The sequence below is a fragment of the Sphingobium lactosutens genome (assembly GCF_013393185.1).
Taxonomy (GTDB): Bacteria; Pseudomonadota; Alphaproteobacteria; order Sphingomonadales; family Sphingomonadaceae; genus Sphingobium; species Sphingobium lactosutens_A.
This window is the reverse complement of sequence record NZ_QJQX01000079.1, coordinates 43,033-61,967: the sequence shown is the minus strand read 5'-3', so window position 1 is coordinate 61,967 and position 18,935 is coordinate 43,033. Positions and strand designations below refer to the sequence as shown.

The window sequence follows — 18,935 nt, the reverse complement described above, 5'->3', positions numbered from 1 at the left end:
ACTAGGCCGTAAACTCATAAATAGATTGCGGTTTGGCGAGTGAGATGATTCACGGCTCTCCAGCATTGGAGGGTTGGATGGCACGTCGTCGGTATGAACTGACAGATCGGGAATGGGGGATTATCGAGCCGTTGCTGCCCAACAAGCCTCGCGGTGTGGCGCGGGTGGATGATCGCCGCGTTCTCAACGGGATCATGTGGCGCTTTCGCTCGGGAGCTACATGGGCCGAAGTGCCTGAGCGCTATGGGCCTCCGACGACCTGCTACAACCGGTTTGTCCGCTGGCGCAAAGCCGGGGTCTGGGACCGGCTGCTGGCAGCGGTTTCCGCCGGATATAATGGCGAACTGGTGATGATCGATTCCACTTGCATGCGCGTCCACCAGAACGGTGCGACGGGCAAAAAGGGGGAAGTTGCGATCGTGGCATGGGACGTTCCCGGGGCGGTCTCACCAGCAAACTCCACGCTCTTGTCGATGCTGAAGGACGCCCTGTCAGCCTAAGACTGACAGGCGGGCAGGTCCACGATGCCTGTGAGGCTGAAGCGCTGATCGACGCCATTCCCGAAGGCGCCACCCTGCTGGGCGACAAGGGGTATGACAGCAACGCAATCCGTGAGGCCGCTGCGGCTAGGAACGTCTGGGCCAACATCCCTAATCGATCCAATCGAAAGCAGCGCTTCGCCTTCTCGCCATGGCTCTACAAACAGCGAAACCTCGTCGAGCGCTTCTTCAATCGCATCAAGCAGTACCGTGGCATTGCCACCCGCTACGACAAGGATCCAGCCAATTTCCTCGCCGCAATCAAACTTATCTGCGTTCGAATCTGGTGCGCCGCATAATGAGTCTACGCGCTAGCCTGGAATGCAGCGGGGCGTAGAACTCGAACGTATCCGCGCGCCCAATCTCTTCGATGATGATCTGTTCGAACCGAAAATCTGGATCGCCAAGGCCGCCGTATTTCTCGTCGGGCCACAACATCAGCATTCCCTGTTTGCCGGCAGCTTAGAACGCCGACCGATCTACGATGCCGGCCTCCCGCCATTGTTCCATGTGCGGCGCAATTTCTGTTTCAAGAAATCGCCGGTAGGACGCGCGGAACATCCTCTGCTCGTCTGTAAAAGTGCGCATTCTTAGTCCCCCTAGCGTCGCCATCGTCTCATTCGGTCACGTTGGGGAGAGACGCAAGGCGTCGCCCAATTTCATTACATGTATAGCAAAACTGGTGCGCTCTTGGGCGCGTGCGGTCCCCCCGAAAACCTGATCAACCTGAAAATCCGAGCTTAGGAGCGACCGCACCTCCTACTGCTCAACCAACGCCAATCAGATGCGCATGCCCCCGCATGTCGGCGGCAGCTTGCTCACCTAGGCCATCCTCGAAGCTGCGCCTGCAGTTCCTTTGTCCGCGCCCAAAGGTACAGCCCTGATTACAACGGTCGAGCGCTGAATCCGGATTTCGAGTATGTATTCGAATGCTATCTCCAATAAGCAAGGGTCCGGGCCCTCTGGTAATCTTTGACGTCTTCATCTGTAATGTGAGCGATCCGCCCCCGTCAGCGAAATCGGCGCTGCGATGATCTCGATCTCTCGGCACTTGCAGCTCAGCCCCTGCCGGCAATCGCACTCATCTCTTCCAGGTCGAGATCGCGTTCAAGGTCATGAAGTGTTTCGTCGTCGATCTGTCGGGCACGGTGGAGGCGAACAAGCTCTGCCCGCCCCGCTGCTACAGCAGTGAGAATGACCTCGAAATGTGCCGCGACCTGATCGTGACTGTCGGCGACATTGTTGGCGGAGAGCTTCTCCGAGTTTGTCGTGCGTTGCCGATAGCTGTCAAGCAGTTGGGGATGAAGCAGCGCGCCTTCGGCAGACACAGCATGACGCTCGACCGCCGTCAGCTGTGCCCGGAGCATCGCTGCCTCGGCCGCAAACAGGTTGAGAGGAGGTTTGGTACGTTCATCCTCCTGCAGGTTCGCCCATCGGATGATCAAGCCAAGCGTAGTGCCTTGCACCAGAACCGTCGCCAGGATCACCGCGAACGCCGTCACCAGCATCAGGTCGCGGCCCGGCATGGCGTCGGGCAGGCTGAGCGCCACAGCCAGGGTCACGACCCCGCGCATGCCGGCCCAACTCATCACGGTCGCGGCCGGAGCGCCGAGCCGCTTTAAACCTCGTAAGCCCATCCGGGTCAGGACACCGGCGATCGCGTCGGCGCCGAAGACCCAGACGAAACGGGCAAGCGTTACAGCGGCAATGATCGCGACGACGGGACCGGCCATGTCCTGGATCACGACGCCGATCCCGCCGACGCGCTCGATTACGCCCCGCAGGGAGAGCCCGATGAGGATGAACACCGTCGCCTCAAGCAGGAAGATCAGAACATGCCAGAAGGCGAAACCGCGCAGACGCGCACTCCCCGTGAAAAGGACGTGCTGGTTCCACCCGCAGATCAGGCCGGCAGTCACAGTCGCGATCACGCCCGACACGTGCAAAGCTTCTCCGACCAGATAGCTGGACCAGCAGACGAGTACGGAAGCCACGATCATCAGGTGATCGTCCCCGAGCCGCCGGACGAGCAGCGTCCAGGCGGTCCCCATCGCCGCGCCAACAAGTATCCCACCTCCAACGAGTATTGCGAACGTCCCGACAGCACCGCCGAAGCTGAAGGTGCCCGTAAGCACTGCGGCTACCGCAAAGCGGAAGAGCACTAGGCCCGTCGCATCGTTGAGAAGGCTCTCACCTTCGAGTAGCGTCATGAGCCGACGGGGTAGTTTCACGCGCTGCAGAACGGCTCGCGCCGAGACGGCATCCGGTGGCGAAACGATTGCGCCGAGCGCCACGCAAGCTGCCCAGGGCAGGCCAGGAACAATGAGCTTCGTCACGACCGCGACGACCGCAGCAGTGAACAGCACCGCGCCCACCGCGAGGGAAACGACTCCGCCAAGATTGCGACGAAACGGCGCAAGCGCCGTCAACCAAGCCCCGTCCGCCAGAAGCGGAGGAAGAAGGATGACCAGCACAAGTTCGGGATCGAGCTCGATGATGGGCAGCCCCGGCACGAATGCCAGCGCGCCTCCGCCGACCAGAAGCGCGACGGCAGGAGGAAGCCGCAGCCGAAGCGCCACATACTGCAAAACCAACACCGCCAGGAACATACCGATGAGGAGTTCAAAGGCGTGAATCGATGTCATGCTCTAGCGGTCTCCTGGAAACGAAGCCTGGTCTGTTTGCATTTATTCATGCCCCTCGTTCCGCAGACATCGCTAAATTCTTACTGGGGAGCGAAGAATAGCATGATTGCGAAGACGAGCCGGGATCTCGCCCGGCTATTTTGCTGCGATACCCACAACGGACTTGGTCTCCAGATACTCTTCCAGACCAGCCAGACCCCAGATTCGGCCATTGCCGGACTGCTTGTACCCGCCGAATGGCGCATGAAAATCGGGGCCCGCACCATCGATCATCACATGGCCCGCCCGCAGCCGGCTCGCGACATCCTGAACGACCTTCTGGTCGCCGCCGTCGACATAGCCACCCAGGCCATAAGGCGTGTCGTTGGCGATGGCGACGGCTTCGTCGATCGTGTCATAGGCGATCAGCGACATGACGGGACCGAAGATTTCCTCGCGCGCGATGGTCATGTCATTGCTGACGTCGGTGAAGACCGTCGGACGCTCGAACCAGCCATCGTCCAGTCCTTCGGGACGCCCGGGGCCGCCCGTCAGCAGCGTCGCGCCCTCATCGATGCCCTTCTGAATGTATTTCTGGACCGTCTGCCACTGTCCTTCGTTGGCGGCCGGCCCCATGAAGACGTCGGTCAGGGGATCGCCTACGCTGATGGCTTCGACGGCGGCGCGGATCAACGATTCCAGTTCTGCCTTGTGGGCGCGCGGGATCAGCGTGCGGGTCGGTGCCATGCACGTCTGGCCGCTGTTGCGCATGATCTTTTCGACCGCGCTTTTCGCCGCCTTCTGAAAATCGGCGTCGGCCAGGATGATGTGCGGCGACTTGCCGCCCAGCTCCAGGCTGACGCGCTTGACCGTATCAGCAGCGTTCTTCTGCACATCGATGCCGACGCCCGTCGATCCGGTGAAGGCGATCATGTCAACATCATGGTGACGGCTGAGCGCCGTTCCGATCACCGACCCACGGCCGTTGATCAGGTTGAACACGCCCTTGGGGACGCCCGCCTCGTGCAGAATCTCGGCCAGCACCTGATTGGTGTAGGGAGTGCCGGGTTTGAGGATCATGGTGCACCCCGCCGCGAGCGCGGGCGAGATCTTCTCGGACGACTGGAATCCGGGATAATTCCATGGCGGGATCATGCCGACCACGCCGATGGGCTCCTTCAGGATACGCGTGCCGCCCCGATCCTCGGAAAAGGGATAATCCCCGATCGCCCCGGCAAGATAGCGGAATTGTTCGGCGCTTGCCTGCACGATAACGCGCGCATAGGCGACCGGCATGCCGATATCCGCCGTTATGGCCTGCGCCATGTCTTCCGCTCGTGCCGCATGGCCATCGGCGATGCGGTTCAGCAGCGCGGCGCGTTCCTCGAGGCTGGTCCGTGAATAACTGGCGAAGGCTCGTCTTGCAGCGGCAACCGCGCGGTCCACGTCCTCCGCCGTGCTGAGCGCCAACCGGCCCGACAACGATCCCGTCGCGGGATTGACGATGTCCTGCGTGGCGTCAGTGGACGGGTCGACCCAAGTGCCGTCTATGTAGTTCTTGAGGATGTCGTCCATGACGGTACCTTTCCAATCTTGCTAATTCTTGTGGCCCTCGCCCGGAGAACCCTGATTATCCGCTAGATGCGCGGTTGAATGGCGGAGCATCGGTCTTCTCCACCGCGGTCCGAAAAGTTCTCCGTTATCGAAACACGGGACGGACTGGTTCTCGCGAGGTGGCCTGACCCGCTCAACTATCTCGCCGTTCGGGGCGGTTCCGACGACTTTTCCGTCGCCAGAACCGCCCCGCCCCCCAGGGAGAGGCGCGGGGGGAGGGGGTTTATTTGCCGTGGGGCAGGAATACGCCGCGGAAGCGCATCTTCCCGGTCGACAGCCGGTCATAGGCCTCGGTCGCCTGATCGAGCGAGAAGGTCTCGACGATCGGCTTGACCTTGCCCTTGGCAGCGAGATCAAGAATTTCCGCCAGGTAGTGCTGTCCGCCATGCGTGGAGCCAACCACGCGTTGGCGCATCATATGGAACGGCTTGCCGTCGGACGGGATCGAGAACGGCTTGCTGAAGTCGAGCCCGCAAAGAACGATGCGCCCGTCAGGATTCACGCCCGCCATGGCCTTTTCGGCGGTGTCGAAGTCGTTGGTTGTGACCAGAAGAATGTCCGCACCGCCGGCTGCCAGCAACTCAGCGCCGTCGGCGACGACGAGATCGGCGCCGAGATCAGTCGCCAGCTTGTGCTTGTCCGGCGAATGCGTGATTGCGATGGTCTCGTACCCCAGCGCCTTGGAGAACTGCACGGCGACGTGGCCCAATCCACCGATGCCCAGCACGGCGATCCTTTCACCAGGCCTCGGCTCCGCATCACGCAGACCGCTCCACGTGGTATAGCCTGCGCACATCATCGGCGCGGCATCGACATAGTCGAGTCCGTCGGGCAACAACACCGTGCCTTCGGCCGAAATCGCGATATATTCTGCGTGCCCGCCCTGCGTCGCGAACCCGGTCGTCCGGGGCTCTACGCAGTTCATGGCCGTCTGGCCGGTCAACGGGCGGTTCTGGCGGCAGTACGCGCACCGACCGCATGAGGACTGCACCCAGGTCGTGCCGACCCGGTCTCCAACCTTGCGCGTATGCACGCCCGCGCCGACCTCGACGATCTCGCCGACCACCTCGTGACCAGGCGTTTGCGGGTAGATGTCACCACCGGCCCCCTGGGTCGCCCAGACATCGGTAAAACACATCCCCGAGGCATGAATTTTCACAAGGACCAGCCCTGGCTCTGCCTTGGGTACAGGAACCTCTTGAACCTCCCAGGGACGATTCGCCCCTGTCATCACAACTGCCTTCATCTTCATGAACTTATCCTTTTCTTCGGCGGGCCCGCTGGTGGGGCTGACGGTCTAGGGCCCAGGTAGCGACCAGCAGGGTAGCGTGGCCCCGCAGTAGTGCGCCTGCATGCAGATTACGGCCCGTTGACTATCCAGACAATCTGTTCAATATTTCACAACATCATGAAAACAATTCACCAATCCAAAAGCAACGATCTGTCTGCCTTTGCCGCATTCTTGGCGGTCGCCACGCATCGCAGTTTCCGCAGTGCCGCCAGCGAACTCAACATGACGCCCTCGGCGATCAGTCATTCAATCAAGGTTCTCGAGCAAAGGCTGAGTGTCCGCCTCTTCAACCGCACGACTCGTAGCGTCTCCTTGACGGAGGCGGGCGAACGCCTCGCCTCGAAACTGAGGCCGGCGATGGCCTCGATCGAAGAAGCCGTTCAGGAGTTGGAGGGCGATGGCCATTTCCCGAGCGGCACCGTACGGATCAATGCCAGTGAGGGCGCAATCCGGTTGGTTCTACGGCCCATGCTCGCACGCTTTCTGAACAAATATCCTCATGTCCATCTCGACATAGTCAGTGACGGCAGACTCAGCGATATTGTTGCCGATGGTTTTGATGCAGGTATTCGTTTGGCGGAGGCCGTACCAAAGGATATGGTGGCGATCTCCGTCACCAGAGAAGTGCGGTTTGCGGCAATTGCGTCGCCCGAGTACTTCGAACGCCGCGGATATCCAAGCGTTCCGCACGACCTATACGACCATGACTGCATCCGCTTCCGATTTGAAAGTGGCGCAATCTACCGATGGGAGTTGGAGCGACTGGGGGTTATGGAAAGGATCAATGTGTCCGGACCTCTCACGTTGACCGACCAACCGCTGATGGTGGAGGCCGCAATCGATGGGATAGGCATCGCTTTCGTCCCCGACCATCTTGCGAAAGATGCACTGGAAGACGGTCGCCTCAAACGAGTTTTGGAAGACTGGTGCCCTGCGGATCCAGGACTGTGTCTTTACTACTCGGGACGGCGCCACATATCATCTGGTCTGAGAGCGTTGATTACCATGCTGACCGAACCACCATCAGACAATTGACGACCCGCATCGTTAGCGCCCTGCAATCAATGCCGGGCAAGGCGCATTTGTCGCTCAAGAGCTTAGGTCGCGACCGTGGCCTTGGACCGGGCGGGGAAATTCAGTGCCGCGAAAATGCCAGTTTCCTCGGTACCCGAGCTCATCGCGTTTATCTGCCCAAGCCAAGCCTCCGGACAGCTGCTCAATCCGGCGGCAATTGGCCCGGCCGGTCGATGTCGGTGAGTTCGCCTGCTGGTGCGGCGACGAGCACAGCGGACGCAAGCAAGGCACGCCCGCCCATGTCTCCATGCAATTGCTCCAGTTCATCGAACCTCGATCGGTCGAACAAGGCAGGGGGCATCGCCACACCGCGCATGCTTGATCCGACAACCGGTGCCGTTCCCGGATCAAAGCGGTCGAGCATCGAGCGAAGGTGCACAGACGTCACGAAGGGCATGTCAGCGAGCATCAGCAGCGCGGCTTGCTCTCGGCCTGACCGGGCTGCATTGATCCCCAGTCGAACTGAATTTGAGATGCCATGGTCAGGCAACAGGTTGGGCACCGCCTCGAAACCGAGCGCTGCAAACCGTCGCGCCAACGGTCCGTCACAATCAGCACAAATCGCAATCAGTCGTCCCGATGCGAAGTCGATGAGAACCCGTGCCGCGTGGACCGCGAGCGGGACGCCGCGAAGCTCGGCCATCAGCTTGTCGTCCGTGCCGAAGCGTCGCGATTGCCCGGCGGCCAAAAGAATTGCCACAATGGCACCGAGTTCGGTCATCTCCCCTCCACTTGCGCCACTTCGGCGCTCATCTTGGTGTCCCGCGCATGAACAGTTTAACAAGCACGCCGACCAATATTCTGCAATTCACATTGGAGCGCCCGACCCGAGGTAGGGATATCGTCCTCGTCACGCTGGTCGGGATCACCGGCTCCTCGCCTCGCGCGCTCGGCGCGCAGATGGCCGTGGATGCTTTCGGCGACTATCGAGGATCTTTCTCAGGCGGCTGCATCGAAGCCGCCGTTGTTGCCGAAGCCGTGGCGACACTTCAGTCCGGCAAGGCAAGGCTCGTCCGATTCGGTGTTGGCTCGCCTTATATCGATATTCGCTTGCCGTGCGGAGGCGGGATCGATCTTCTGTTTTCGCCGAGACCCGACCCGCAAATCATCGCGGCGATCCTGACTGAGCTCGAGGGCCGCCGGCCGACTGGGATAAACGTCTCGCTTGACGGCATCGGCGTCGCCATCGTTCCAGACGTCGCCACCGGCTGGCATTCGAACACATTCAGCGTCGCATATTTACCATGCGTCAGGATCGTCGCGATGGGCCATGGCGATACGCTGATCTCGACCGCACGCCTCGCCCACTTCCTGGGCGCCGATGTGCAGGCCTTCTCTCCCCTAAGAAGCGACGTTAGCACGCTGTTGGCGAACCAAATCGATAGCACCTTACTTGAGATCCGCACACAAACGCCGACGCTCGAGTCCGATCCCTGGACCGCTTTTGCTTTTCTGTTCCACGAGCATGAGTGGGAAGACACCCTGCTACCCTGGGCGCTACGGCAAGCTCATTTTTGCGCATTGGCCATAGGCGGGCATGGGAGTCGGAAAAACAGGTCGGAAATGCTGCGCCGCGAGGGCTTCGCGCGCGCCGTGCTGGAGCGCTTCGAGCTACCCGCCGGCCTCATCCCAGCGACGCGCGACCCGGCGACCCTCGCCCTGTCTATCGTCTCGCAAATCATCGGGGAATATCACTCTAGTGTCTTGGGGGGTGGTGCTGCCCATGACACGAACCGACTTACCCAATCTTTGGCACCGTGAGTAGATGACGCTCATAAGGTCGGTTCTTTCCACGGGCATCTTCGAACGGATCGACTTTCATACATCTTACGGGGGCAGCGCCGGATTGCCTCACCATCTCATCAGATCCTCAAGCCGGCGGGTCAATCCAGGAAGCGCGTTTCACCTATGCGATCACAGCGCTGCGCATGGATTTACCAACCTGCGTTTCGATGACGGGGCCTTTTCGGAAGCTGACCTTATGACCGGAAGGATCGTGAGTGTTGATCATAGCGCCCTCGCTGCCCGACCCGTCATTTGGCGCGCACCGGATCGCTGATCAGGCGCACGTCCTGCTCTATACGGCCAGACGTGTCTCACTTATTTTGCCGCGGCCGTCATTGATGAAATGCTCTCATCATCGCATCAAAACTACCGTGGATTATAGACATCCCATCGGTTTGCTATGTGACGATGGGCAAATCACTCCTCGAAGAAGTAAAAGCCATGGTCATGCTACACATAAATGGTCAGCAATATTCGTTCGAGGGCGATCCCCGGATGCCGTTGCTGTGGTATCTCCGCGATGAGATCTCGTTTACGGGCACGAAGTTTGGTTGCGGAATGGCCCTATGCGGCGCCTGCACGGTTCACCTCAACGGTGATCCTGTCCGCTCCTGCCAGATGCCGGTCGGCGACGTGGGCGACCGGCAGATCACGACAATCGAGGCGATGAGCTCGGACAGGATCGGCAAGGCCGTCCAGGATGCGTGGATTGCCGAGCAGGTTCCCCAGTGCGGCTATTGCCAGTCAGGACAGATCATGTCTGCCACCGCACTGCTGCGGGTGAAGGCGGCCCCGTCGGACGAGGACATCGACGCAGCGCTGAGCGGCAACATATGCCGGTGCGCCACCTATCGACGCATCCGTACTGCGGTCCACAAGGCAGCGCAGGAGTTGCGTTGATGCGGCGTCTTCGCATGATGATCGCCGCCGATACGGCATCCCAGCGGTCAATGCAGGCCAGCCGCAGGCAAGTGCTTGCAGGACTAGGTGGGTTCATCATCGCACTCGGGATGGGCGGACGCCTCGCGCATGCCGCCGCGATCGAGAAGGACGCGGGGTTCGTTCCCAATGTCTTCATCCGCGTCGCCCATGACGGTCACGTCAAGGTCATCTCCAGCTATCTGGAGATGGGCCAGGGAACCTTCACCGGCCTGGCAACCATGGCAGCTGAGGAACTGGACGTCGGAATCGACCAGGTCACGGTAGAGGCGGCCCCTGCCGACCTTGCCTACGCCAATCCCAAGTTCGGCATCCAGGGCACGGGTGGCAGCACCGCCATGGCCGGGGCGTGGGACAAGATGCGTCCCGCAGCCGCGACCGCCCGCGCCATGCTTCTTACGGCGGCGGGCAAGCGCTGGCGCGTCCCGGTCGAACAGCTCACGGTAGAAAGAGGCGTCGTCCATCACGTGGCCAGCGGCCGGTCCGCCGGCTACGGCGACTTTGTTGATGCCGCCATGCGCATGGCCGTCCCCACCACCGTCGAAGTCAAGAAACCGGATCAATACCGTTTGCTGGGCCGGCCCGGCACCCGCCGCATCGACGTTGCCGCCAAGGTCGATGGCAGCGCGATCTACACGCAGGACCAGAAGCTTCCCGACATGCTGGTCGCGGTGATGGCCCATCCGCCCAAGCTTTGGGGCAAGGTCGCCGCGGTCGACGCAGAGGCGGCGCTCGCGGTTCCGGGCGTCGTCGCCGTGGTCGAGGTGCCGGGGGACGACGATGTCCAGGGTGGTGTCGCCGTCCTGGCGCGCAACACCTGGGTGGCAATGCGTGGCCGCGACGCGCTGAACATCCGCTGGGACGGGACGAAAGCGCCCCGGATCGACACCGCGGAGATGGCGAAAAGGTTCGAGGATCTCTCGAAAACCCCTGGCCGGGTCGCGCTGACGCGCGGAAAGATACTAACGGATCGCCCGTCCGGCGGCACGACGATCGAGGCCATCTATCATCAGCCCTTCCTCGCCCATGCGCCGATGGAGCCGATGAATTGCCTCGTCCACATCGAGGGTGATCGCTGCACGATCTGGAACGGCGAGCAGAATCACACGATCGATCAGGTCAACGCGGCGAAGGAGCTCGGCATCCCGACCGACCATGTCGCGATCAACCAGCTTTATGCCGGCGGCAGCTTTGGCCGTCGCGCCAATCCGCGCTCCGACTTCGTGCGGGAGGCGGTGCGGATCGCCCGCGAGGCGCGCAAGAAGGGCATCGGGGTCCCGATCAAGATGGTCTGGATGCGCGAAGACGACATGCGCATGACGCAGTATCGTCCGCAGACCGTCCACAATGCGGTGATCCAGCTCGACGGCGACGGGAAGATTGCATCTTGGCATCATCGCATCGTCGGCGCGAGCTTTACCAAGGTAACCGCGCCGGACGGAATCGACCATATGCTGCTCGAGGGCATCGAGGACATGCCCTATGCCATCCCCAACCTGCGCCTCGAACAGCATAATCCCGAGGACACCTACGTCCCGACGCAATGGCTGCGGTCGGTCGGGCATACGCACAGCGCCTTCGTTGGCGAGACGCTGATCGACGAGGCCGCGCGCGCGGCCAAGGCCGATCCCTACCAGTATCGCCGCGCGATGCTGCTGAAGGGCGATCCCCGCCAGCTCGGCGTTCTCGATCTGGTCGCGCAACGCTCGGGCTGGGGCCGTCCGCTCGCGGAGGGGGCCGACGGCACCCGGCGCGCGCGCGGGATCGCGCTGCAACAGGCGTTCGGAACCTATGTGGCCCAGGTGGTGGAGGTCAGCCTGCACCAGGATGGAAGCTATGCTGTCGACCGGGTCTATTGCTCCGTCGACTGTGGCACCGTCATCAATCCCGACATCGTCATGGCGCAGATCGAGGGGGGCACCGGTTTCGGACTGTCCTTCCTGCGTCAGGCGATCACGATCAAAGACGGTGCCGTCCAGCAGGGCAACTTCAACGACTATCCTGTTCTTCGGATGGACGCGATGCCGCCGGTCGAGGTGTCGATCATTCCCTCGACGGCAAAGCCGACCGGCGTTGGCGAACCCGGTGTTCCGCTGATCGCACCGGCCGTAGTCAACGCGATCGCTTCCCTTACAGGCAAGTCCATCCACGCACTTCCCCTTCCCGCAGAGATTGAACTTTGATGACCAGCGAAAACCCCGCTCCCCGGAAGCGGTTCAGGCCGCTGCGCTGGGCCGGTTATGCGGCGATCGTGGCGGCCGCCGGCTTTGGCATCCTGCTTGGCGACGCGATGATTACCCCTACAGGCCCGGATCCGGTTTCCCCGATCGGCGGCGCTCCTGCGGACCTGCCTGCGTCGATGTCACGGGGCGAATATCTGACGCGCGCGGCCGACTGCGCGGCATGCCACACCCGGCAAGGCGGCCTGCCCTACGCGGGCGGGCGGCCCTTCGAGCTTCCGATCGGCACGATTTTTTCCACCAACATCACCTCCGACCCGCAAAACGGCATCGGCCGATGGACCGACGACGCATTCGTGAAGGCCGTGCGGGAGGGCATCGGTTCCAAAGGCCATCTTTATCCGGCGATGCCCTACACCTCCTATTCCCGGATGAGCCGGGCGGACGTACTGGAAATCAAGAAGTATCTACTCTCGCTGCAGCCCGTCCCCCAGGCAGCGCCGGAGAATACACTCGGCTTCCCGTTCAACCAGCGCTGGGGAATGTTTTTCTGGAACACCGCCTTCTTCCGTGAACGCCGGCAACCGCAGGTCGAGGGTCACAATGCGACCTGGCACCGTGGCGCCTATCTGGCGGATGCGCTGGGTCACTGCAGCGAATGCCATACACCGCGGAATCTCGCCTTCGCGAGGAAGTCTGGCAGCGCCTTCGCGGGTTCGGTCACCGAGGGCTGGAAGGCGTATAACATCACGGCCGACAAGACCGACGGGATCGGTGCCTGGACGGACGACCAGATCGCGTCGTACCTCCGCACCGGCCACGCCCCGGGCCGAAGTTCTGCGGCAGGGCCGATGGCCGAGGTCGTGGAGAACAGCACCCAGTATCTGACCCCATCAGACATAAAAGCGCTGGTGGGCTATCTCCGCTCGGTACCGGCCCGCAAGGGCGGCGAGCCGGGCGGCACCGTCGAGACCAACCCTCTCGGCGCCCGGAACTCGAACGCGGTTCTGCCGGGTAAGGATCCCCAGCAGACGTCGTCGCGCGGCGCAAGGCTGTTCGCGGGCGATTGCGCAGGATGCCACCAGTATAATGGTGCAGGACGCCAGTCGAACTATGCCAACCTCACGGGCAGTCGCGCGGTGAACGACCCGTCCGGCGCGGCGCTGGTCCAGGTGCTGTTGCACGGCACCAAGCTGAATGTCGGGGGCGTCGAGCAGAGCATGCCGGCATTCGGAGCGACATATTCGGACACGCAGATCGCAGAGGTCGCCAATTATGTCCTGACCCACTTCGGTTCCAAGACTGGATCGGTGACGGCCGGCGACGTCAAGAAGCAGCGCAAATAGAAATGACGATGGGACGAGGGCACGGGGCCGCGAGATCGAGCCCATCAAACCGTAGGCCGCCCCGTCTGCCCCGGGTGCCGCATCATCAAACCCGCTCCTGCGCGACGCGGGAAATGAGCGAGTCGCAAGAGTGAGAGAATGCCAATCATCCACCCTCGGCTTTGCCGAACGGCTTCCGCTTAACCGCGATCGTCCGTGGATCGGGTATCTCGTCACGGTCGTGGCGATTGGCATCGCTTTCGTCGTCCGCGAAGCGGTCGACTCACTGGTGCCCGCCGGCTTCTATCCTTTCCTAGCCTTCGTGCCGGTTGTCGCGGCCTGTGCTTTCCTGTTCGGCCCGCGTCAGGGATTGCTTGCCGCCACACTTGGCGGCGCGCTCGCCTATTATTTCTTCCTCCCGCCGCAAAATTCGCTCACGATAACGCGCAACGCGGCGATCGGCGTCGGCCTCTATGTCTGTATCGGGATCGCCTTTGTCTATATCGTCGCACTTCTCCAACGCGCCTTGGCGGCTTTGCGCGCCGAGCGCGATCATAGCATCATGCTCGCGGAAACGCGCCGGCTGTTGTTCCACGAGTTGCAGCATCGCGTTTCCAACAACCTACAAGTGATCGGCGCGCTGATCTCGCTACAGCGCCGTGAGATCGAGAACGAAGACGCGCGTGCCGCGCTCGATGCCGCGTCAAGTCGGTTGGCCATCGTTGGCCGAATCTGCCGTGAACTCTATAGGGCGGACGGCAAACATGCGAATCTGCCAGAGTTTCTCCCCGGCCTGACCGGCGCCGTTTTCGAGGCAGCGGGGCGAGACGATATTCATTGCAGCTTCGACTTGCCACGCGATTTGGCTCTCAATCCCGATCGGGCAGTTCCGTTCGCGCTGATGTTCACAGAGGCGATCGCGAACGCAATCGAACACGCCTATCCTTATAGCGGCGGGCCGGTGAAAGTCACCGGTACGCACAGCAACGCTGATGGCCAGCGCTTGGTGTTGACGATCGACGATGAGGGCAAGGGCCTTCCAATCGACTTCGATCTCGATGCTGGGGAGAGCATGGGGTTGCGCATTGCTGCCAAGCTCGCGCGCCAACTCGGCGGCGAATTTTCGCTTGAACCTGGGTTAAACGGTAAAGGTGCGCGCGCCAGAATCACAATGCCTGCGGATTTCGTTGGATAAGGTAATCAAGGCATGATGGTTGTGTGATTTGGCGCATGTTATTCATCACGGATCGTTGTCGATCTGTAGCGGCTTTGGAGGCGGTGCAACTGCGCTCCGATTATGGGCTTTTAGCCCCTCCCCTTGCCGCGCGTGCTTGGGACAAGTTGCCGGGGGCGGGCACCGCTCAATATTGGCGAGGTGGAGGCCTCTCCCACACTCGTGGAAGCTAGGTTCGCGCCCGCAGGTCGCGAACGGCACCAGCCTGGCATCGACCGCCCTGCATCGTGCAGCCCCCGCTTATCGGCCTATCGCGGACAAAGTCTTCGGAAGATATGGTTTCTGTCCACATCGTTATATTTAGGGAGGCTTGGCGTGAGCAGGTTGTGGAGTCCGTTTGTACAACGCCTTGTCCCCTACACTCCCGGCGAACAGCCGAAGGGCAAGAGTTTCGTGAAGCTGAACACCAACGAGAACCCGTATGGCCCTTCGCCTCTGGCCCTAGAGGCCATTCGAAATGCGGCCGATGACAGATTGCGGCTGTACCCCGATCCGACCGCATTAGAGTTGGTCACTGCAATTGCCGACACGCTGAACATGGCAGCGGATCATGTGTTTGTCGGTAATGGCTCCGACGAGGTTCTCGCCCATGCATTCAGCGGGTTCTTCCGCGAAAGGGGCGTAGTGTTGTTTCCCGACGCCACCTACAGCTTTTACCCGACCTATTGTCAGCTTTACCAGCTTCCATTTCGTCCGATCCCACTCGATGGAGACTTTCGGATAGATCCCGAGGACTATCGCGGCCCCTGCGGCGGTATCGTCATTGCGAACCCCAACGCGCCCACTGGCATCGCCCTCGATTTAGACGAGATTGCAGATATTCTGCGCCGGAACCCCGATGTACTAGTGCTGGTTGACGAGGCTTATGTGGATTTCGGCGCCCAGAGCGCGTTATCGCTCGTGCCGGAATATGATAACCTCCTCGTGGTACAGACCTTTTCCAAATCTCGTAGCCTCGCCGGCCTGCGAGTCGGTTTTGCCGTCGGGCAACCGCACCTGATCGAGGCACTCCGTCGGATCAAGGATAGCTTCAATTCCTATCCGCTCGATCGACTAGCCGTTGCGGGCGCGGTGACGGCCTGGCGCGATGAAATCTGGTTCGACAGAACGCGGCGTCTCGTAATAGCCGACAGGGAATGGACAGACCAAGCACTGCGCGAGTTGGGCTTCCAGGTTCTTCCGTCGACGGCGAATTTCCTTCTAGCCTCCCATCACGGGATCAGAGGGCGGACGCTACTTGAGGAACTGCGCGCTGAGGGCATTCTGGTACGCCACTTTGATGCAGAGCGGACCCGAGACTGGCTAAGGATTTCCGTGGGAACATCGCAAGAGTGCCGTACGCTCCTTGGGGCGATCTCTTCAATAGTGTCGCGCTGCGCTATCTGACGCCTGCGCCGCCCCCCCTAATTGCTGCGGCGGCCACAGCCCCAACTATTTCACTCGGTGCTGAAGTAAGTTCACTACATTTGGGCACCCATATCCCCCTTTCCCAAACTCTATCAGATATCGATATCGCCCGCCCGGTCACGATGTATCATTTACCACTGAACGACTGTGTCGATTGGCACTGATCGAAGCGGCATGGCTACAGCGCACGAAAGCGACGCCGGCATTCCGAAAGGCGCAGCCCAATTTTGATGTCGGTCTCGCTCGGGGCGAAGCGGGCGTTGCCACTCAAGTGCAGTCAAATCTTCCTAGTTCCACGATAAAAAACGTTTGCCATTATCTGTTGCAAACGTTTTTTATCCATCTTACTGCTCAGGCGACAAAGATTGAATGGCCGACTCAAGGCTGAAACGGAGGGGACTATGAACGGAACTACCAAAATCGCGCTCTGCTGCACGACGGCTTTTCTCGTTGCCATGCATTCGCAAATCGCCAGCGCGCAAACCGCCCCTGCACCCGATCAACAAAAGCCAGGCTCATTCGACGCAGGCAAGGGGAGTTCGGTTGATGCGAGTGTGGATGCACTTGGGCTCGACGACATCGTCGTCACCGGTACGAGGACCGGTCGCAGAAAGTTCGAAACTTCTTATGCGATCACCACGATCGATGACGAGCAGATCAAGCAAAAAGCTCCGCTCAGCGTCGCTGACCTGATCTCATCCACACCCGGCATCTATGTCGAGAGCTCCGGCGGCGAGGTCGGCAACAACGTCTATTCCCGTGGCCTCCCAGCCGACAATTACCGCTATCTTCCGTTGCTGGAAGACGGCCTTCCGGTTTGGGAAGAAGGGGCAGGCGCCTTTACCAATGCCGACGAGTTCTTCCGCGTCGATGCGACGGTAGACTCGCTGCAAATCGTCCGCGGTGGCTCAGCTTCCATCACCACATCCAATGCCCCAGGCGGCGTTGTCAACGTTATCACAAAGCGGCCTACGCGGGAGTTGCAGGGGCTGGCCAAAATAGAGGTTGGTGACTGGGATCATTATCGCGGGGACATCAATATCTCAGGACCTTTAACCGACCGCCTTTCTTATTCGATTGGTGGCTTTTATCGCCGCGACAGTGGTCTTCGGGATCCTGGCTTCACGGGGAACCGAGGCGGCCAACTCCGTGTCGGCCTCCAATATGATTTCGCCGATGAGGGCTCGCTCTTCATCAGCTATCGCAAGCTTGACGATCGCAACATCTTCTATACCGCCATTCCCTTGGCAAGCCCGCATAAGGGGCTGCCTGGCTTGAATGCCGGTGACGGAACGCTCGTCAACGACGCCTTCGCGCGCCTTACTGTGCCAGATGGCGGAGGCGCATACACCAAAGATATCGATCTGACCGACGGCATTCACACGAACACCGATACGGGAACTCTTATCTTCAACAAGCCGTTCGGCGATGGTTGGGAGGTCAATAATCGCGCCCGCTATACAAGCGGGAGTGTCGACTTTAATGGCCTCTTCTCCTCGGGCGTGTCTACCAGTCAGAACTTTCTCAACAGCGCGCTGAGCCGCTTGCAGGCAGCGCGTCCCGACACGGTTTCGGCCGTCTATCTAGATGCAGCAACCGGGCGGCAGGTCGCAGCATCAGCCCTCGGCAATCAGTTGGCTCTTACCGAGAGCATCTTCAACACGCGGGTCAAGCTGCGCAACTTCATCAACGATCTTAGCGTGACCAAAAAGCTGCCGACCGGCTTTGGCGACCATACTCTGACGCTCGGCTATTATTTCAGCCATTTCACCCAGACCCAGACCTGGAACTGGAACGACATTCTTGTCGAGGGCATCAATCGCCCGCGCTTCTTCGACGTGGTCGGTCTTGATGCGGCGGGCCAGCAGACGGTCTCGCTGACCACCAATGGCCTTCTCAACCTGCATAGCAACCTTCAGCGCTTCCACGACAATGTCGATATCAACGCCTTCTATGCGACCGACAGCTGGCAAGTGACCCCCAAGTTGCGGATCGACCTCGGCGCACGCTACCATCATGTCAGCAAGAAAGGCACGATCACGCAGACGACCGGTGTGAACCTGGGCGACACGACCACGATCGCCGACGACAATGTCCTGGTTTTCACTGGCGCGGAAACGCCCTATCGGTTCAAGACGGGCAAATGGGCCTTCTCGGCCGGCGCGAACTATGAGTTCAGTGGACGGGTTGCCGCTTTCGCGCGCTACAGCCGCAGTTTCCGCATGACGCCTGAGTTCGCGCAATGGTTCGACGGTGTTCCCGTGGAAGACCGGATCGATCTTGTGGAAGGCGGGGTCAAATATAATACGCGCCCGTTCTCCGCATTCGTCACGCTCTTCTACAACAATTTCCCGAACGTCGCTTTCCAGACGCAGGTCGCGGGGCCGAATGGAACGACCGTCACGCAAAATGCAAGGGCGGCCGCCCGCTCTAAGGGCGTTGAGGTCGAATTGTCGCTGCGCCCAGTCTCCTTCTTCGATATCTCCGCGAGTGGAAGCTATCAGGATATCTCCTACACCGGCTTCTCGGGTGTAGAGAATGGGACGGCGTTCGATTTCAGCGGCAATCGTATCGTCCGTCAGCCGAACTGGATGTTCTCTGTCCGCCCGACCTTGCATCTGCTTGACAGCAAGGCGACCATTTTCGGGGAGGTCGCCTATACCGGCAAGCGCTACGCAGATGCCGCGAACACGATCGCCCTTCCTGCCTACACCGAGGTGAGGCTTGGTGCGAGTTACAAGGTCAGCGACCGGCTGTCGGCGGAGCTTGTCGTCACCAATCTCTTCGATACCGTCGGGCTTACCGAAGGCAACCCGCGGGTGGGAGCCATCATCGGCGTTCAGGAAACGGCCTTCCAGGGCCGCCCGATCTTCGGTCGCCGCGTTCGTGGCGGCATCACCTACACCTTCTGAACGGAGCCGCC

General features: G+C 60.8%; 14 protein-coding genes and 1 pseudogene. 10 read left to right on the top strand and 5 right to left on the bottom strand.

Annotated features, from left to right (window positions below; translation table 11 throughout):
* Positions 1 to 77 precede the first annotated feature (77 nt).
* Positions 78 to 838, top strand: a protein-coding gene (locus DM806_RS22775) for an IS5 family transposase (protein WP_218647277.1) whose coding sequence is annotated in 2 segments (ribosomal slippage) — positions 78 to 414 and positions 414 to 838 — 762 coding nt in all. Because the reading frame shifts where the segments join, the coding sequence is not laid out codon by codon here.
* On the opposite strand, the pseudogene DM806_RS27875 reads toward DM806_RS22775, so the two are convergent.
* From DM806_RS27875 to DM806_RS22755, 4 genes and pseudogenes are all read right to left on the bottom strand, one after another.
* Positions 807 to 1,100 (bottom strand): annotated as a pseudogene (locus DM806_RS27875) (acyl-CoA dehydrogenase family protein). The gene DM806_RS22775 and the pseudogene DM806_RS27875 sit on opposite strands and share 32 nt — an antisense overlap.
* Before the next feature lie 497 nt (positions 1,101 to 1,597).
* Positions 1,598 to 3,184 carry a Na+/H+ antiporter gene (locus DM806_RS22765; protein ID WP_179045442.1) on the bottom strand — a complete coding sequence of 529 codons (1,587 nt, stop codon included), beginning with the start codon at positions 3,182 to 3,184 and terminating at the stop codon, positions 1,598 to 1,600.
* Positions 3,185 to 3,319: 135 nt separating this feature from the next.
* A complete protein-coding gene (locus tag DM806_RS22760) occupies positions 3,320 to 4,738 on the bottom strand; it encodes an aldehyde dehydrogenase family protein (RefSeq protein WP_179045441.1) in 1,419 nt (472 codons plus the stop codon).
* Between the two features lie 262 nt (positions 4,739 to 5,000).
* Positions 5,001 to 6,029 (bottom strand): alcohol dehydrogenase catalytic domain-containing protein, encoded by a 1,029-nt coding sequence (locus tag DM806_RS22755; protein ID WP_218647615.1) that lies wholly within the window; start codon positions 6,027 to 6,029, stop codon positions 5,001 to 5,003.
* A gap of 90 nt (positions 6,030 to 6,119) precedes the next feature.
* On the opposite strand from DM806_RS22755, the gene DM806_RS22750 reads away from it, so the two are divergent.
* Entirely contained in the window at positions 6,120 to 7,103 is a 984-nt protein-coding gene (locus tag DM806_RS22750) for a LysR family transcriptional regulator (protein WP_372859720.1), read from the top strand.
* A 181-nt stretch (positions 7,104 to 7,284) separates the two neighbouring features.
* Here the strand turns inward: DM806_RS22750 and DM806_RS22745 are convergent, their stop codons facing one another.
* Positions 7,285 to 7,863, bottom strand: a complete 579-nt coding sequence (locus DM806_RS22745; protein WP_179045440.1) for a nucleotidyltransferase family protein — start codon at positions 7,861 to 7,863, stop codon at positions 7,285 to 7,287.
* Positions 7,864 to 7,910: 47 nt separating this feature from the next.
* Between DM806_RS22745 and DM806_RS22740 the strand changes: the two genes are divergently transcribed.
* From DM806_RS22740 to DM806_RS22705, 8 genes are all read left to right on the top strand, one after another.
* Positions 7,911 to 8,903, top strand: coding sequence for an XdhC family protein (locus DM806_RS22740; protein WP_179045439.1), 993 nt, complete (start codon positions 7,911 to 7,913; stop codon positions 8,901 to 8,903).
* A 432-nt stretch (positions 8,904 to 9,335) separates the two neighbouring features.
* Complete coding sequence (locus DM806_RS22735; protein WP_306294795.1) at positions 9,336 to 9,827, top strand: (2Fe-2S)-binding protein; 492 nt, start codon at positions 9,336 to 9,338, stop codon at positions 9,825 to 9,827.
* Positions 9,827 to 12,049, top strand: a complete 2,223-nt coding sequence (locus DM806_RS22730) for a xanthine dehydrogenase family protein molybdopterin-binding subunit (protein ID WP_179045438.1) — start codon at positions 9,827 to 9,829, stop codon at positions 12,047 to 12,049. Before DM806_RS22735 ends, DM806_RS22730 begins: the two co-directional genes overlap by 1 nt.
* Complete coding sequence (locus DM806_RS22725; protein ID WP_179045437.1) at positions 12,049 to 13,392, top strand: c-type cytochrome; 1,344 nt, start codon at positions 12,049 to 12,051, stop codon at positions 13,390 to 13,392. Before DM806_RS22730 ends, DM806_RS22725 begins: the two co-directional genes overlap by 1 nt.
* A 130-nt stretch (positions 13,393 to 13,522) precedes the next feature.
* The gene (locus DM806_RS22720; RefSeq protein ID WP_179045436.1) at positions 13,523 to 14,566 is read left to right on the top strand and encodes a sensor histidine kinase; all 1,044 of its coding nucleotides are present in this window, start codon (positions 13,523 to 13,525) and stop codon (positions 14,564 to 14,566) included.
* A 354-nt stretch (positions 14,567 to 14,920) separates the two neighbouring features.
* Positions 14,921 to 15,991, top strand: a complete 1,071-nt coding sequence (gene hisC / locus DM806_RS22715; protein ID WP_179045435.1) for a histidinol-phosphate transaminase — start codon at positions 14,921 to 14,923, stop codon at positions 15,989 to 15,991.
* Positions 15,992 to 16,166: 175 nt separating this feature from the next.
* Entirely contained in the window at positions 16,167 to 16,400 is a 234-nt protein-coding gene (locus DM806_RS22710) for a hypothetical protein (protein WP_179045434.1), read from the top strand.
* 13 nt (positions 16,401 to 16,413) lie between these two features.
* On the top strand, positions 16,414 to 18,924 hold the full coding sequence (locus tag DM806_RS22705) for a TonB-dependent siderophore receptor (protein ID WP_179045433.1): 2,511 nt from the start codon (positions 16,414 to 16,416) through the stop codon (positions 18,922 to 18,924).
* The last annotated feature ends 11 nt before the right edge of the window (positions 18,925 to 18,935 follow it).